We start from the raw sequence: 14,204 nt of genomic DNA on the forward strand, positions 1-14,204 counted from the left end.
GGAGGCGCGGTTTCAGCTGGCACCGCGCCTCCAGCCCGTCCCCACCCGTCTCCAGAACCGGGGTCGCCTGCTCGGCGTCCGTCACCCACCAGCTGAGCGCCCGTGCGGGCGCCGCGACGACAGTGGGGCCATGAGCCAGTACGAGAAGCGCGATCCGAACACCCTCTACCCGGCACCGCCGTACCCGAAGCAGGAGCAGTCGCTGCCGGGCGCCGCGTGGAAGATGGACCCGAAGCCCGACCACGGCGAGGAGAGCTACGTCGGGCTCGGACGGCTGAAGGGGTACCGCGGCATCGTCACCGGTGCCGATTCCGGCATCGGCCGTGCCGCCGCCATCGCCCTGTCGCGCGAAGGTGCGGACCTGGTGCTCTCGTACCTGCCGGACGAGCAGGAGGACGCGGAACAGGTCCGCGACCTGCTCGAGTCCGAGGGCCGTCGCGCCGTGCTGTTCCCCGGGGACATCTCCGACGAGCAGTACTGCACGGACCTGGTGCAGAAGGGCGTCGACGAGTTCGGCGGTCTCGACACCCTGGTCATGGTCGCGGGGCGCATGGAGAGCAACGAGGACATCCTCACGCTCGACACGTCGATGTTCGACTCCACCTTCAAGACCAACATCTACTCGCTGTTCTGGCTGACCAAGGCCGCCGTGCCGCACCTCGAGCCCGGTTCGACCATCGTGACGACCGGCTCGATCCAGGCGTCCACGCCCTCGCCGGACAAGATCGACTACGCCGTGTCGAAGGGCGCGATCAAGCTCTTCACCGAGGCCGTCGCGCAGCAGCTCGCCCCGAAGGGCATCCGGGTGAACTCCGTCGCGCCGGGGCCGGTGTGGACGCCGCTGCAGCCGGGTTCCGACGACGCCGAGACGGTGTCGCACTTCGGTGAGAGCTCGCCGTTCGGCCGTCCCGGGCAGCCCGCTGAGCTCGGTGCCGCCTACGTGCACCTGGTCAGCCCTGAGTCGAGCTACCAGTCCGGGTCGACGATCACGATCGCTGGCGGGACGCCGGCGTTCTGATCTGCCGTTCTGGGCTTTTGGCGTTTTCGCATTCTTGCGTTCGAGGAAGGGGACCACGTGTCCGGAGTGACGCACACCGTGCTGGTCGAGTGGGACGGGGAGGACCGGTCGTCCGAGGCCTCGGCCCTGTCGCGTGAGCACCTGCCGCGGGTCGAGGGGGTCGAGTCGGTGCAGGCCGGCACGAGCGTGAGCACCGAGGGGTTGGAGGGCGGGTTCCACTGGATGCTCGTCGTCCGGTTCCGCGATCGGGCAGCGCTCTCCGGGTACCTGCCGCACCCGGAGCACCGGCCGGTGGCCGAGTTCATCGGTGCGGCGAGTGCGCGGGTCGTCGTGTTCGACGTCGAGGACGCCGCCTGATCGCTGCGCCGGAAGCTGTGTAACGCTCTGGTTGCGATGGGGGACGAGGGGTTCCGTTCCTCGTGGAGGCTCGACGTACGGTGGATCGGCCATCGCAACGGCGCGGGGGTCATCGGCTGGCGCTGCGGCTCTCCGGAGCGCGCGCCGGTCGGGTCCCCGCCTGCGGGCGGGGACCCTTCGACATCCGCCGACGGAGGGAAACAGACGATGCCCGGCAACCCGAACCCGTTCGTCCACGACGGCGCGAAGATCCTGCTCGGCGAGGCGGGAGCGGCGCACTGCGACGAGTGCGGTGACGCCGTCCGGCTCGACCCGCGGATCGGCAGCTGGAGGACCGTGCAGCAACCCGGCCCCCAGCTCCCACCGGATCGGCAGCGGCGCAGTGCGGCGGGGGCCGCGTGAACGGCACCGCCCGGACCGCGGGGGTGGCCCTCGGGCTCATCGCAGCGATGGCGCTGACCGCCTGTTCCGGCTCACCGGCTGCGACGCCGACCCGGACCGTGACCGCGACTGCCACCGCGACCCCGGAGGCGCCGGCTGACCCCGACACTGCGACCCCCGCTGCGACCCCGACCGCGACGGACACGGCCTTCAGCCTGTCGGACCCCGCGACGTGGACCATCTCGACCGAGGAGGTCGGACCGATCGCCCTCGGTGGTCCGGTGCAGGGCGAGATCGACGACCTGGCAGCCGCCTACACCCGGAGTACGGATGCGTGCCCGGCCAGCCCGGAGACGACGTTCTGGGAGCGATCCGACGCCCCCGGGCTCATCGTCATCCCCCGCGACGGGAAGGTCGCCGGGGTGACCATCGGTGGGGTGGGGTCGGACCCGGTGACGACGAACTCGCCCGAGACCGACGCCGGGATCGGCATCGGAGCGCCCCTGACCGAGGTGCGCTCCGCGTACCCGGACCTGCAGTACACCGGCACCTACGGTGAGGACCAGGGGCCGTACTCGATGTGGAGCGTGCAGGCCGACGGGCGCTACATGACGTTCCAGCTGGGGACGGACGGCACCACCGTGGGTGCTATCTGGGTGGGGTCGGTCGCGATGTTGCCGTACGAGTACTGCGCCTGACGCCGCCGAGGGTCGAACGTCGCTGCTGGCAGGATGACCGGTATGGCCAGCGCTGTCCGTCTCATCCGGTCCGACGTCCTGAGCGATGCGGCGCAGTACGCGTACGCGTCCACCGTGCCGGCCGGGACGCGGCTCGTGTTCCTCGCCGGTGCCTGCCCGCTGGCCCCGGACGGGTCGACCGTCGCGGTCGGCGACTACGCGGGCCAGGCTGCCCGGTGCATCGAGACGATGCAGGAGGCGCTGCGTGCCGCAGGTGCGTCCATCGAGGACGTCGTGAGCACCCGGGTGCTCGTGGCGTCCTCGCGGCAGGCCGACCTCGTCACCGCATGGCAGGTGGTGCACGATGCCTTCGGCGAGCACGACGTGCCGAGCACCCTGCTCGGGGTCACGGTGCTCGGCTACGACGACCAGCTGGTCGAGATCGAAGCCGTCGCGGCCGTCGCGGACGGTCAGCCCACGTGACGACGCGAGGTGTCGAGGTTCCCGCGCTCGCGCGCCTCGCGCACGCTCGCCTCAGAAGCCCGGACCTGCTTTGACCAGGGCGATGCCGACACCGACGAGCGCGAGGACGAGGCCGGCCACGAACGTCCGCGGGGACGGGTTCTCTCCGCGGAGTCTGGCCACGACGGGCCCGAGGAGCGCGAGCCGGAGCACGAGGTACGCGATCGCGATGATCTCGGCCGCGAGCCCGGACGTGCCGGTCAGCCAGGCGTAGGCGAGGACGGCCGCCGGCAGGAGACCGGAGGTGAGGATGGGCAGCGAATCTCGCAGCTCGGCGCGGACGGTCTCCCCGGTGAGGCGGTGGTCGCTCCGCGCACGTCGTCCGACCGATTCGGCGAAGGTGTGTGCGAGGAAGGTCGAGGACGCGGTGGCGAGGACGTACCAGAGCCCCCGACCGCTCTCGGCGGTGTCCGGGAGCATGGGTGCGATCGTGCCGAGGATCACGATGTTGCCGTACACGAACGCGGTGATGCGGCTCGAGGCGTCCTCACGCGACAGGCGGCTCCTGCCCACGGAAGTCCTCTCGTGCGGGCTCAGTAGTACTCACCCTGCCGGTAGTCCCAGCTCGTGAACGTGGCCGCGAGCAGCCCCATGATCCGGTCGACGTCGAGCCCCTTGCGGATCAGCGTCGGTGCGGGGACGACCGATCGGCGTCCGTCCTGCAGCGGGATCAGGGCTCCGGCGCTGTCGACCATCGACACCATGACGCCCTGCTCGTAGCGGGTCTCGGCACTCTGCTCCGGCTGGATGGACGCGACGTAGTCGTCCGCCTCGACGATCACGTCGGCGCGCTCGGCGATGCGCTCGCCGATGCCGTCGACCACGCCACGGTTGCCGGTGCCCGACGGGTTGGCCGAGCTCGCGAAGGCGAACCTGCCGTGCTCGGTCCAGAGTTCGCGGGCGGCGAGCTCACCGGGGACGCCGAACTTGATGACGAAGCAGGACGTCCCGCGGGTGTCCATCATGAGTTCGTCGGAGCCGTCCGCCGGCAACGCCGCTCGGCCCTCGTCACTCCAGGGCAGGATGCACCCGAGCAGGACGTCCTCGTCCCAGCACCGCTGGTACAGGGCGTCGATCTCGGGGGTGAGCTGCGCGATGCTCCGGAGCATCTCGAGCGAGCTCACGAGCACGACGCCCGGCTTGTTGCGGTTGCGTTCCTTCGCGTCGAACTTCCGCTCCAGACCCGCGCGGTCCGAGGTCATCAGGATGTAGCCGACCTTCGTCGGGACCACCGCCAGCCCGCCGTCGTGCAGCAGCGCGTCCACCGCACTGCGCGGCACGCCACCGTCCCAGTGCACCCGGTTCATGCTGACCTGCGTGTCGTCGTTCATGCCCGTCCTCGTCCCGTTCTGGAGCCAGACGATCGTCTGACAGCGGGAGCCTATGGACGGCGTCCGAGCCGGACAAGGGCGAAGGACCCGACCTGTGGGCCTTCTCCGAAGGGTTCAGGCGGGCTCGCAGTGAACGGCCGAGGGGCCCAGCACGCGCTGGGCCCCTCGGTCGTTCATCGGTGGTGGGTCAGGATCGCTTCCGACGACGGGCCTGCAGCGCGATCACGCCGACGCCGGTCAGCGCGAGTCCCGCAGCCCACGGCAGCAGGTGCATCGCGTCGCTCCCGGTGTATGCCAGCTGGCCGGTCGGGACGGCGGCGGAGACCGCGCTCGTCGGAGCGACAGGGGTCGCCACCGTCGAAGCGGTCGGACGGACGTCCACCGTGAACGCCGTCGCGAAGCTGCTCGACGCCACGGTCAGGGCATGGGTGGACGCGTGCGGGAACGTCACTTCGGCACCTGCCCACGGGTCGGTGTTCGGGACGATGACGTCAGAGGTGTGGTCGGACGTCACCGTGAACGGTGCCGGGTAGCCGTCGGCGCCGTCGACCTCGTTGCCGAAACGGTCGACGAGGCTCCCGCCGACCAGGAGCGTGCCGCCCTGGTCGATGGTCGGCTGCCCACCCTCGAAGCCCACGCCCAAGGTGCTGTAACCGCCGTCGGGCTCGGGCGTGGTCTCGTTCTGGAAGGTCCAGACGGTGCCGTCGCGCTCGATGACCCAGCTCGTGGAATGAGCGGTGAGGAACGTGTCCTTGTCCTCGGCCGTCACCCGCACGCCGAGCGGTGTCGAGGCGTCCGTCGTGAGGTTCACGTACTGCGATGCGGTCGTCGTGCCGCTGGTCGCGACGATGCGGAAGGCGTACGTGCCCGAGTAGTCAGAGGTGCCGGACAGCACCCCGGTGGAGTGGTCGAGCGACAGCCCGTAGGGGAGGTAACCGGATTCGTCTTGATCGGTCTCGTCGGCGTACGGGTCGTCGAGCGAGAAGTACTCCACCGAGTACGTCGGCTTCGGGAACCCGTCCGCGGCGAACGTGTGGGTGAACCGTTCCCCGGCCGTCGTGGACAGCATGACCGGCTCGTCTTCGGTGGTCGCCTCGGGGAACGAGGCGGCCTGTGTCACCGCAGCGGTCGACGCCGTTGCTGTCTGGTCGTCATCGCCCGTGATCGTGACGGCGATGACCTTGCCGGCGTCCGAAGGGAGGACGAGGTAGGACTCGGTCGTGACGGGGAGTGTGGTGCCGTCACCAGTCCACACGTAGGAGAGCGTGCCGGTGAAGCCCGTCCCCGTCGCGGTGAGGGTGCTGCCCACGGTCGCATCCCCGGCGATGGTCGCGGTGGGGTCGGCGACGGCGGGAGCAGACGTCGCCGGGGCGGCCGGAGCGCTGCTGGGCGCGGTGGTCTCGTCCGCGGGCGCCTCCGTGTCCTCGGCGGCCGGAACCGGGACCACAGGAGCCGCCGCGTCGGGCGACGCTGCTGCGGTCTCCTCATCGGCGCCGGTGCCGGTGTCGGGGTCCGTGCCGGTTCCGGGCGCGGTGTCCTCGGTGGGGGCCGCGGTCGAACTTGCCGACGCGCTCGCCGGTCCTGCTGTCGGCAGTTCTGCTGCCGAGGCAGACAGCGCCCCGAAGCCGGTGCTCAGGCCGATGACGGCGATCGTCGCGCCGATCGCGCATGCGCGTCGGAGTGTTGCGGTGCTGTGTGGCACGGGTTGTCCCCTCGGGTGTGCCGTCCGACAACGGCCGGACGAGTGCGATCGCCGGAAGCCGGCGCCCTCGGATCGTAGCCAACCTGTGAGGCGTCTTTGAGCCCGAGGGCGGGCATCACCCGCGAAGTGGGGGAGCGGCATCGCGCCGCAGTCGTCGCAGCGCTCATCTGGAGAGGTGGAAATATTCCCATTTCGGGCATATGGTCTCACCATGCGAACAGCAGAGTTGCGAGAGCCGGCGTTCTGGGTCATGACCACCCTCGCCCGGGGACGGCTCCACGGGTACGGCATCATCCAGGCCGTCACCGAGCTCACGGAGGGCGACGTCAGCCTGCCGGTGACGACGCTGTACAAGACACTGGAACGTCTCGAACAGGACGGACTGGTGACCGGCGCCGGAGACGAAGTCGTTGGGGGGCGTCTGCGGCGCTACTTCGCCCTCACCACCCAGGGCGAACAGCGGCTCGCGCTGGAGACCGAGCGACTCGAGGTCAGGCTGCGCGCGGTGCGTGCCCGTCTGCCGCGCACGTCGAGCATCTCCGGCAAGGTTGCCGGAGCATGAGTGCCGAACTCGAAGCTCGGTACCGGCGACTGCTCGCCTGGTACCCGGCTGCGTGGCGGTCCGCGAACGCCGACGCGCTCGTCGGGACACTCCTCGACGTCGCCGAGGGCGAAGGCCGAGAGCGTCCGACCCGCCAGGAACGTCGGGCCATCGCTGAGCACGGCGTGGGCCTGCGGCTCGACGGGCTCGTGGTGGCCGATGTGCGGAACCCCGCGAGCACGGTGGCCCTGACCCTCGGCACCGGGCTTGCTCTCGCCGAGTTCCTGTTCTCGAGTTGGGCGCCGTGGATCACCGGCAACCCGGCTCCGGGATCGATGGTGCAGGTCGGACCCTTCCGCGACACGGGCTTCGTGTTCGCGGCGCTCTGGGTGATCGCCCTCGTCACTGCGCTCTCCGGCCGGTGGAACGTCGGGCGCGTCGTCCTGCTGGTGTCCGTGCTGCTCGGGACCGTGTCGCCGTACCTCCTGAACCGGTACCCGGGCGTCTGGAGTGTCGACCGGGCGACCTTGCTCCTGCTCAGCGCGTGTGCGGTCGTCGCGGTCCTCGGGCGCCCGCACCGCTCCCAGCACACCGCGGCAGCAGCCGTCGGGTGGTTCCTGCTCGGCGCCCTCAGCTACTGCAGCGTCAGCGATCCCGGACAGTGGCAGTACAGCCGGTCCCTGTGGGACGGGAACCTCTACGCCTGGTACGGGACGGCAGTGCTCGAGATCAGCGCCGTCGTCCTCGCGATCATGCGGTGGTGGCGGACAGCGTTCACGATCGTCCTGAGTCTCGTCCCGTACGTCGGGGCGCTCGCAGTGAACGAAGTCCGCGCGATCGACGTCGGGAGCGGGTCCGTCGAGTTGGTGGCACTCCCGGTGGCCCTCGGGCTGGTCCTGCTCGTCCTCCACAGTCGTGGTTCCCTTGCGCTCCCACCACGGAAACGTTCGCGGCCCGCTCACTAGTCCGGCCGCGTCGGAGTCGGGGCACACAGAAATCGAACCCCGCCTCACTCCACCAACGACTGCGTCCCCACCACGATCGCCAGGGTCAGCCGCTCCGCGTCCACCGATCCGGGCTCGGCCGTGTACGCCAGGATCCGCAGGTCCTCCGGCCCGACGACCAGGGTGTCGCAGTCGAGCGTGATCAGCCCGACGTCCGGGTGGTCGATCACCTTCCGGCGGGCGGTCTCGCCGAGCGCGGTCGCGCCCGAGTCCCACAGCTCGACGAACCGCGGGCTCGCCGACCGCAGTTCCCGCACGAGCTGCTGCAGCTGGCGGTCGAGCGGGTAGCGCGCCGCGGTCATCCGGAGCCCCGCCACCAGGTTCGCTTCGAACGCCGCCTGCTCCTCGGGCGTGTGCACGGCGCGGCTGCCGGACCCCACCAGGTGCCGCCACGCGGTGTTCCGGTCGTTCCCGCGCAGCGCCCCGATCGGCCCCATCAGGGCGTCGTACGGGGCGTTGGCGACGAGCAGGTTCCCCGCGGCGTCGAGCACCGCGACCGGGGTGTCCGCCAGGCGGTCGAGCAGTCGCTGCACGCTCGGCGGGATCCTCGACGGCACCACGTCGGCGCCGGGGACCGCGTGCCCGGCGAGCCGGTAGAGCAGCTCGCGGTCGGCATCGGCGACCCGCAGCGCCCGCGCGAGCGCCTCGACGACCTGGGCGGACGGCGAGGTCGCCCGCCCCTGCTCGAGCCGGGTCAGGTAGTCGGCGGAGATCCCCGCGAGCCCGGCCAGTTCCTCTCGCCGCAGACCGGACGCACGCCGACGGGGCCCGACGACCACGCCCGCCGCCTCGGGGGAGACGTGGTCGCGCAGCCGCCGCAGGGTGTGCCCGAAGTCCGTGTCCGCCATGTCCCCAGTCTGCGCGCGACGGTCGACCGGGTCCTGGCCCTGCCGGTCCTACGACAACGGGGTGACTCCCTGCGGTCGTCGCCGAGCGTGACGCTGGACCCATGACAACGACACTCATCACCGGGGCCACCCGCGGCCTCGGCAAGGAAACCGCCCGCCAGCTCGTCGAGGCGGGCCACACCGTCTGGATCGGCGCACGTGACGCCGACCAGGGCGCCGCGGTCGCCGCCGAGATCGGCGCCCGCTCCGTCCAGCTCGACGTCCGCGACGACGACTCGGTCGCCGCGGCCTTCGCCCACGTCGACGCGAACGGCGGACTCGACGTACTGGTCAACAACGCCGGCATCGCCGTCTGGGGGCAGAGCGGGCCCGAGGCGCTCGCGGTCTTCGACACGAACGCCGTCGGCACGATCCGCGCGACCGAGGCCGCGCTGCCGCTCCTGCGTCGCTCCGCGAGCCCGATCGTGGTGAACCTGTCGAGTGCGCTCGGCTCCTTCACCGCCACCCACGACCCGTCGAAGCCGGCGTTCACCGTGCCTGCCGTGGTCTACGGCGCTTCCAAGGCCGCCGTCTCGATGCTGACGGTGCAGTACGCGCGCGTCGTGCCCGAGGTGCACTTCGTCGCGATCGAGCCCGGCTACACGGGCACCGAGTTCGGTGGCATGCCGAACCCGCACGGTCGCCCCGTCGAGGTCAGCGCTGCGACGATCGCGGCCGCCGCGAGCGCGGGCCCGGAGGGCCCCACCGGCGTGTTCCTGGAGGACGGCCAGACGCTCGGGTGGTGACGGGAAGGCGGCCTGGAGGCGCGGTGCCAGCTGGCACCGCGCCTCCAGGCCGTCATCCGCTCGCGTCTACAGCAGCTGCCGCGCGTTGGTGGACGCGAGGTCCAGCAGCTCGTCGCCGCGACCCGACAGCACCGTGCGGATGGCGTAGAGCGTGAAGCCCTTCGCCTGCTCGAGCGTGACCGCCGGGGGCATGGAGAGCTCCTGGCGGTTCGCGCGGACCGACACGAGTGCGGGGCCGTCGTGCGCGAGCGCGGCGGCCATCGCGTCCTCGAAGTCGTCGGACACGTCGACGTGGAAGCCCTTGATGCCGATCGCCTCGGCGACGGCGGCGAAGTCCGGGTTCTGCAGCTCGGTGCCGTAGTTCACGAAGCCGGCGGCCTTCATCTCGAGCTCGACGAAGTTGAGCGACGAGTTGTCGAACACGACGATCTTCACCGGCAGCTTGTTCTGCACGATCGTGATGAGCTCACCGAGGAGCATCGTCAGCCCGCCGTCACCGGCCAGGGCGATCACCTGCCGGTCCGGGAACGCGGTCTGCGCACCGATCGCCTGCGGGACGGCGTTCGCCATCGTGCCGTGCACGAACGAGCCGATCAGCCGACGCTTGCCGTTCATGGTGAGGTAGCGCGAGGCCCAGACGACGGGGGAGCCGACGTCGGGGATGAAGACGGCGTCCTCGGCGGCGAGCCGGTCGAGCACCCGGGCGACGTACTGCGGGTGCAGCGGCTTCTTCTTCCCGGCGGGGACCGCCAGGTCGTCGAGCTTCTCGCGGGTCTTGCGGTAGTGCTTGAGCGAGTCCTCGAGGTGCTTCGTCGGGTGCGAGCCGGTCAGCAGCGGGATGAGCGCGAGGGCGGTGTCCTTGACGGTGCCGACCAGCCCGATGTCGACGGGGTGCCGGCGGCCGAGCTGCGAGCCGCGGATGTCGACCTGCACGTGCTTCGCCTTGGCCGGGAAGAACTGCTGGTACGGGAAGTCGGTGCCGAGCATGAGCACGACGTCGGCGTCCTCCATCGCGCGGTACCCGGAAGCGAAGCCGAGCAGTCCCGTCATGCCGACGTCGTACGGGTTGTCGTACTCGATGTACTCCTTGCCGCGCAGCGCGTGCACGATCGGGGCCTGCAGTCGCTCGGCCAGGGCGACGACCTCGTCGTGGGCGTCCGCGACGCCGGCCCCGGCCAGGATCGTGATCCGGTCGGCACCGTTCAGCAGGTCGGCGGTGCGCTGCAGCTCCGCCTCGCTCGGCACGATGCGCGGGGTGGCCCGCTCGATGCGGGTGGTGCGGTCGTCCTTCGCCTCGGCGAGCAGCACGTCGCCCGGGATCACGAGCACCGCGACGCCGCGCTTCTCGATCGCCTCGCGCATCGCGATCTCGAGCAGGCGGGGCATCTGGACGGGGTCGGCGACGTACTCGACGTAGACGGAGCACTCGCGGAACAGCTCCTGCGGGTGCGTCTCCTGGAAGTAACCGGAGCCGATCTCCGCCGTGGGGATGTGGGCGGCGATCGCCAGCACCGGCACCCGCGAACGGTTCGCGTCGTACAGGCCATTGATCAGGTGCAGGTTGCCGGGCCCGCAGCTGCCGGCGCAGACGGTCAGGTCACCGGTCAGGGCGGCCTCGGCAGAGGCGGCGAACGCGGCCGCCTCCTCGTGACGGACGTGCTCCCACCGCATCGTGCCGTCCTTGCGCAGGGCGTCGGTGAAGCCGTTCAGGGAGTCCCCGGGCAGGCCGTAGACCCGGTGGATGTCGTTGGCGCGGAGGGTGGCGACGATGTTCTCGGCAACGGTTGGCATGCGTCCTGTCTACTCCCGACCGCCGCGCTGAACGCTTTCGGAGTTTTGTGAGGCTGACTCGCCCTGGGATGCCGGGGTCGGACTGCGACGATGGCGGGATGACCGACGACGCGCCGCTCCTCCGTCCCCGCCGACGGGAGCCCGCCGCGTACGGGATCCTCGAGCGCTCGCCGTACCCGCTCGTCTCGGTGGCGATCGCCGTCATCGCGGTCGTCGTCATCACCATCGTCGGGTTCACCCTCGGCACCGTGGACCTCGGGCTGTCGAAGGCCCTCAACGCGCTGCACACCGGGTTCATCGGTGCGTTCAGCACGGCGGTCTACCACGTGATCAGTCCGGCACCGGCGATCGGGATCACGGTCGTCGTCGTCGCCGTGATCTGGTGGCGCACGCGCGACCTGCGACCGGCCCTGGCGTTCGGCGGCACCATCGCGATCACGTGGGTGCCGTCCGCGATCGTGAAGGAGATCGTGCACCGCGCCCGGCCCGACGTCGCCGTGCTGCCGCACCCGTTCCCCGTGCAGCCCGACCCCGGGTACCCGAGCGGGCACACGGTCTACATCACGGCGTTCGTCATCGCCCTGATCTGGCTGCTTCGCGAGACGCGGTGGCACCGGCTCGCCCTGACGCTCGGGGTCGTGGCCATCGTGATCGTGTTCTTCGCGGTGTCGATCGACGCGGTCCACTACCCGACCGACGCCGCTGCCTCGATCCTGTGGGCGCTCGCCGTGGCGCCGGGGGTGCGGGTGGTGTGGGTCGACTGGCTCATGCCGCGGGTGCCGTTCCTGCGGGCCGGGCGGGGCTGACGCCGGGCGGGTTCGGGCCGGGTCGGGGGCGGTCTGGTCGACGCGGAACGACACTGTCGATGTCGGGCGACGTCGACAGTGTCGTTGCGGGTCAGCGGGCGGTGCCGTTCCGGGTCAGCGGCCGGTGTCCTTTCGGGTCAGCTGAGCGTGCTGGTCCGGCTGGTCCGGCCCCGCGCCGCGAGCAGCGCCACGACGGCCACCACGGCGGCGGCGAGCATCACGATCGCCAGCGGCGCCGCGGTGTCCGAGCCGCCGATGCTGACGAGCGGGGACACGAGCGCGGCGAGCCCGAACTGCAGCGCACCGAGCACGGCCGAGGCGCTGCCGGCAGCCGAGGGCACGGCACCGAGGGCGAGTGCCGTGGCGTTGCCGAGCACCAGACCGAGCGAGCCCACCGCGGTGAACAGCGGCACGGCGAGCCAGATGACCGGCGCCCCGGAGACGACGAGCAGCGCGAACGCCACGGTCGACGCGAGCACCAGCACGATGCCGAGCGACAGCACGCCCGTGACCGAACGGGTCGCGGTGAGCTTGGCGGACAGGATGCTGACGCCCATCAGCGCCAGGGCGTTCAGCCCGAAGGCCAGGCCGTAGCCGACCGTGCCGAAGCCGATCATGTCCTGGTACAGGAACGGCGACGCGGAGATGTAGGCCATCATCACGGCGAACGCGAAGCCGAACACGGCGGTGTAGCCGAGGAACGTGCGGGAGCGTAGGGCACGCAGGGCTGAGCCCGAGCCACGGCGTTCCTCGCGCAGGGCGTCGCGGTGTTCCTTCAGGTGGGTCTCGCGGATCACGGCGAGGACCGCGATGAGCATGACGACCGACAGGCCGAGCACGATCGAGAGCAGGCCGCGCCAGCCGATCGGGCCGGTGAGCAGGCCACCGAGCAGCGGTGCGACGACGGGGGCGACCCCGCCGACGATCATCATGAGCGAGAACGCGCGGGCGGCGGACTTGCCGGTCGCCAGGTCGGAGATGACCGCACGGCTGATCACCATGCCGGCCGCACCGCCGAGGCCCTGCAGCAGGCGGGCGGCGATCAGCACGCCGATGTTCGGCGCGAGCACCGCGGCGATGCTGGCGAGCACGCACACCGCGGCACCGGCGATGAGCGGCGGCACGCGGCCGAACCGGTCGGACAGCGGACCGAACACGAGCTGGCCCGCGGTCACGCCCACCAGGAACGCGGTCAGGGTGAGCTGGACGGCGGTGGCGCTCGCCCCGAGCTCGGTGGTCATCTGCGGGAACGCCGGCAGGTACAGGTCGGTGGCGAAGGGGGCGACGGCACTGAGCAGGCCGAGCACCAGGAGCAGCGCGGTCGTGATGTCCTGCTGCTTGGTCGTGGGTGTCGCGATCGTCGCGCGGATGGTTCCGGTGTCCGTGGTCATTGTTATGAAAGCATAACTCATCGCCCGAGATCGGTACAGTACGGTCATGCACTCCGCCGTGTCCGACCACGTCCTCGCCGAGTTCGCGGACGTCCTGCTCCGGATCGCGCGTGACATCGACCCGCACGGCTCGGAGACCCTCGACATCGTGCCGCTGACCGGCACCGAGGCGCTCGTGATGCGCTGGATCAACCGCAACCCCGGCACCTCGCCCAGTGCCACCGCCGAGGCCACGGCCCTCCAGCGCAGCAACCTCAGCGTCGCGCTCCGGTCGCTCGTGGCGAAGGGCATGGTCGAACGGCGCCAGGACCCGGCGGACGCCCGGACCGTGCAGCTGCACTCGACCGCCCTGGCCCAGGAGAGCGTCGACCGGCTCTACCGGCACTGGTCGGGCAAGCTCCGCACGGCCCTCGGTGGCGACGAGCGGGGTGCGGTCGAGGCGCTGGAGCTGCTGCAGCGGATCGACGACGGACTGCGCGCGGGCTAGGCGACAGCGTCCTCGGCAGCGGTGTCGGCATCGTCGGCCGCCTCGTCCTGGATCGGCAGCAGGCGACGCGCGCCGTGCCCCTCGTCGCCCAGGGCATCACCGGGGTTCACGACCGAGCAGGCCCCGAGCGAGACGCAGCCGCAGCCGATGCACTGCGTCATCTCCTGCTGCAGGCGCTCGAGCTCCAGCTGGCGGGCCCGCAGTCGTGCGCGCCACCGCTCGTTCAGCCGGTTCCAGTCGCGCAGCGAGGGCATCCGGTCGGCGGGCAGGGCCTCGAACTGCTCGGCGACCTCGCTGAGTGGGATGCCGAGGCGCTTGGCCACCTGGATGATCGCGATCCGCCGTTCGACGTGCCGCGGGTACATCCGCGTGCCACCGTCGGTGCGCTCCGGGTGGATCAGCCCCTTGCGCTCGTAGAAGTGCAGGGCCGAGGCGGCCACGCCCGTGCGGCGCACGATCTCGCCGATGGGCAGCAGGTCGGTGGGACGTGGCGGCTGGATCTCGACCATGGTCGAGATCTTACGGCGGCTCGGACTGGAGGCCCGTGGCGGGCCCGCCACGGG

Annotated in this window: 17 protein-coding genes; 10 read left to right on the plus strand and 7 right to left on the minus strand. The window is 71.1% G+C overall.

The window, feature by feature from the left end; all coding sequences use genetic code 11:
- Positions 1–130 precede the first annotated feature (130 nt).
- From DEJ11_RS01355 to DEJ11_RS01375, 5 genes are all read left to right on the plus strand, one after another.
- Positions 131–1,018 (plus strand): SDR family oxidoreductase, encoded by an 888-nt coding sequence (locus DEJ11_RS01355; RefSeq protein ID WP_110858568.1) that lies wholly within the window; start codon positions 131–133, stop codon positions 1,016–1,018.
- Positions 1,019–1,075: 57 nt separating this feature from the next.
- The gene (locus DEJ11_RS01360; RefSeq protein WP_181439011.1) at positions 1,076–1,375 is read left to right on the plus strand and encodes a Dabb family protein; all 300 of its coding nucleotides are present in this window, start codon (positions 1,076–1,078) and stop codon (positions 1,373–1,375) included.
- Positions 1,376–1,582: 207 nt separating this feature from the next.
- Complete coding sequence (locus tag DEJ11_RS01365) at positions 1,583–1,777, plus strand: hypothetical protein (RefSeq protein WP_071404793.1); 195 nt, start codon at positions 1,583–1,585, stop codon at positions 1,775–1,777.
- The gene (locus DEJ11_RS01370) at positions 1,774–2,454 is read left to right on the plus strand and encodes a hypothetical protein (RefSeq protein WP_111054791.1); all 681 of its coding nucleotides are present in this window, start codon (positions 1,774–1,776) and stop codon (positions 2,452–2,454) included. The genes DEJ11_RS01365 and DEJ11_RS01370 overlap by 4 nt, the downstream gene beginning before the upstream one ends.
- A 42-nt stretch (positions 2,455–2,496) precedes the next feature.
- Positions 2,497–2,916 (plus strand): RidA family protein, encoded by a 420-nt coding sequence (locus tag DEJ11_RS01375; RefSeq protein ID WP_111103342.1) that lies wholly within the window; start codon positions 2,497–2,499, stop codon positions 2,914–2,916.
- A 51-nt stretch (positions 2,917–2,967) separates the two neighbouring features.
- Here DEJ11_RS01375 and DEJ11_RS01380 read toward each other — a convergent pair whose 3' ends face one another.
- From DEJ11_RS01380 to DEJ11_RS01390, 3 genes are all read right to left on the minus strand, one after another.
- A complete protein-coding gene (locus tag DEJ11_RS01380; RefSeq protein ID WP_258375353.1) occupies positions 2,968–3,468 on the minus strand; it encodes a hypothetical protein in 501 nt (166 codons plus the stop codon).
- 20 nt (positions 3,469–3,488) lie between these two features.
- Positions 3,489–4,286, minus strand: a complete 798-nt coding sequence (locus DEJ11_RS01385; protein ID WP_111103343.1) for an L-threonylcarbamoyladenylate synthase — start codon at positions 4,284–4,286, stop codon at positions 3,489–3,491.
- 187 nt (positions 4,287–4,473) lie between these two features.
- Entirely contained in the window at positions 4,474–5,988 is a 1,515-nt protein-coding gene (locus DEJ11_RS01390) for a putative Ig domain-containing protein (RefSeq protein WP_111103344.1), read from the minus strand.
- Positions 5,989–6,199: 211 nt separating this feature from the next.
- On the opposite strand from DEJ11_RS01390, the gene DEJ11_RS01395 reads away from it, so the two are divergent.
- Both DEJ11_RS01395 and DEJ11_RS01400 read left to right on the plus strand, forming a co-directional pair.
- Entirely contained in the window at positions 6,200–6,550 is a 351-nt protein-coding gene (locus tag DEJ11_RS01395; protein ID WP_071404801.1) for a PadR family transcriptional regulator, read from the plus strand.
- Positions 6,547–7,494: a hypothetical protein gene (locus DEJ11_RS01400; protein WP_111103345.1), complete on the plus strand. Its 948-nt coding sequence runs from the start codon at positions 6,547–6,549 to the stop codon at positions 7,492–7,494. The genes DEJ11_RS01395 and DEJ11_RS01400 overlap by 4 nt, the downstream gene beginning before the upstream one ends.
- Before the next feature lie 44 nt (positions 7,495–7,538).
- Here the strand turns inward: DEJ11_RS01400 and DEJ11_RS01405 are convergent, their stop codons facing one another.
- Entirely contained in the window at positions 7,539–8,381 is an 843-nt protein-coding gene (locus DEJ11_RS01405) for a helix-turn-helix transcriptional regulator (RefSeq protein WP_111103346.1), read from the minus strand.
- A gap of 101 nt (positions 8,382–8,482) precedes the next feature.
- Here DEJ11_RS01405 and DEJ11_RS01410 point away from each other — a divergent pair, with 101 nt between their 5' ends.
- Complete coding sequence (locus tag DEJ11_RS01410; protein ID WP_111103347.1) at positions 8,483–9,166, plus strand: SDR family NAD(P)-dependent oxidoreductase; 684 nt, start codon at positions 8,483–8,485, stop codon at positions 9,164–9,166.
- 66 nt (positions 9,167–9,232) lie between these two features.
- Here DEJ11_RS01410 and poxB read toward each other — a convergent pair whose 3' ends face one another.
- Positions 9,233–10,957 (minus strand): ubiquinone-dependent pyruvate dehydrogenase, encoded by a 1,725-nt coding sequence (poxB, locus tag DEJ11_RS01415; protein ID WP_111039725.1) that lies wholly within the window; start codon positions 10,955–10,957, stop codon positions 9,233–9,235.
- Between the two features lie 98 nt (positions 10,958–11,055).
- On the opposite strand from poxB, the gene DEJ11_RS01420 reads away from it, so the two are divergent.
- A complete protein-coding gene (locus tag DEJ11_RS01420) occupies positions 11,056–11,763 on the plus strand; it encodes a phosphatase PAP2 family protein (RefSeq protein WP_181440815.1) in 708 nt (235 codons plus the stop codon).
- Positions 11,764–11,900: 137 nt separating this feature from the next.
- Here DEJ11_RS01420 and DEJ11_RS01425 read toward each other — a convergent pair whose 3' ends face one another.
- The gene (locus DEJ11_RS01425; RefSeq protein WP_111103350.1) at positions 11,901–13,154 is read right to left on the minus strand and encodes a multidrug effflux MFS transporter; all 1,254 of its coding nucleotides are present in this window, start codon (positions 13,152–13,154) and stop codon (positions 11,901–11,903) included.
- 46 nt (positions 13,155–13,200) lie between these two features.
- On the opposite strand from DEJ11_RS01425, the gene DEJ11_RS01430 reads away from it, so the two are divergent.
- Positions 13,201–13,641 carry a MarR family winged helix-turn-helix transcriptional regulator gene (locus DEJ11_RS01430; protein ID WP_216852147.1) on the plus strand — a complete coding sequence of 147 codons (441 nt, stop codon included), beginning with the start codon at positions 13,201–13,203 and terminating at the stop codon, positions 13,639–13,641.
- On the opposite strand, the gene soxR is transcribed toward DEJ11_RS01430, so the two are convergent.
- Positions 13,638–14,150, minus strand: coding sequence for a redox-sensitive transcriptional activator SoxR (gene soxR / locus DEJ11_RS01435; RefSeq protein WP_111103352.1), 513 nt, complete (start codon positions 14,148–14,150; stop codon positions 13,638–13,640). The genes DEJ11_RS01430 and soxR overlap by 4 nt on opposite strands.
- Positions 14,151–14,204: the final 54 nt, after the last annotated feature.

Source organism: Curtobacterium sp. MCLR17_058 (assembly GCF_003234705.2).
GTDB classification, from domain to species: domain Bacteria; phylum Actinomycetota; class Actinomycetes; order Actinomycetales; family Microbacteriaceae; genus Curtobacterium; species Curtobacterium flaccumfaciens.

Excerpts from the sequence above, each read along its gene's own strand:
- poxB (WP_111039725.1), bottom strand. The coding sequence starts at position 10,957 with ATGCCAACCGTTGCCGAGAACATCGTCGCCACCCTCCGCGCCAACGAC.
- DEJ11_RS01410 (WP_111103347.1), top strand. The coding sequence starts at position 8,483 with ATGACAACGACACTCATCACCGGGGCCACCCGCGGCCTCGGCAAGGAA.
- DEJ11_RS01400 (WP_111103345.1), top strand. The coding sequence starts at position 6,547 with ATGAGTGCCGAACTCGAAGCTCGGTACCGGCGACTGCTCGCCTGGTAC.
- DEJ11_RS01420 (WP_181440815.1), top strand. The coding sequence starts at position 11,056 with ATGACCGACGACGCGCCGCTCCTCCGTCCCCGCCGACGGGAGCCCGCC.
- DEJ11_RS01425 (WP_111103350.1), bottom strand. The coding sequence starts at position 13,154 with ATGACCACGGACACCGGAACCATCCGCGCGACGATCGCGACACCCACG.
- DEJ11_RS01365 (WP_071404793.1), top strand. The coding sequence starts at position 1,583 with ATGCCCGGCAACCCGAACCCGTTCGTCCACGACGGCGCGAAGATCCTG.
- DEJ11_RS01355 (WP_110858568.1), top strand. The coding sequence starts at position 131 with ATGAGCCAGTACGAGAAGCGCGATCCGAACACCCTCTACCCGGCACCG.
- DEJ11_RS01430 (WP_216852147.1), top strand. The coding sequence starts at position 13,201 with ATGCACTCCGCCGTGTCCGACCACGTCCTCGCCGAGTTCGCGGACGTC.
- soxR (WP_111103352.1), bottom strand. The coding sequence starts at position 14,150 with ATGGTCGAGATCCAGCCGCCACGTCCCACCGACCTGCTGCCCATCGGC.
- DEJ11_RS01405 (WP_111103346.1), bottom strand. The coding sequence starts at position 8,381 with ATGGCGGACACGGACTTCGGGCACACCCTGCGGCGGCTGCGCGACCAC.
- DEJ11_RS01385 (WP_111103343.1), bottom strand. The coding sequence starts at position 4,286 with ATGAACGACGACACGCAGGTCAGCATGAACCGGGTGCACTGGGACGGT.
- DEJ11_RS01395 (WP_071404801.1), top strand. The coding sequence starts at position 6,200 with ATGCGAACAGCAGAGTTGCGAGAGCCGGCGTTCTGGGTCATGACCACC.
- DEJ11_RS01375 (WP_111103342.1), top strand. The coding sequence starts at position 2,497 with ATGGCCAGCGCTGTCCGTCTCATCCGGTCCGACGTCCTGAGCGATGCG.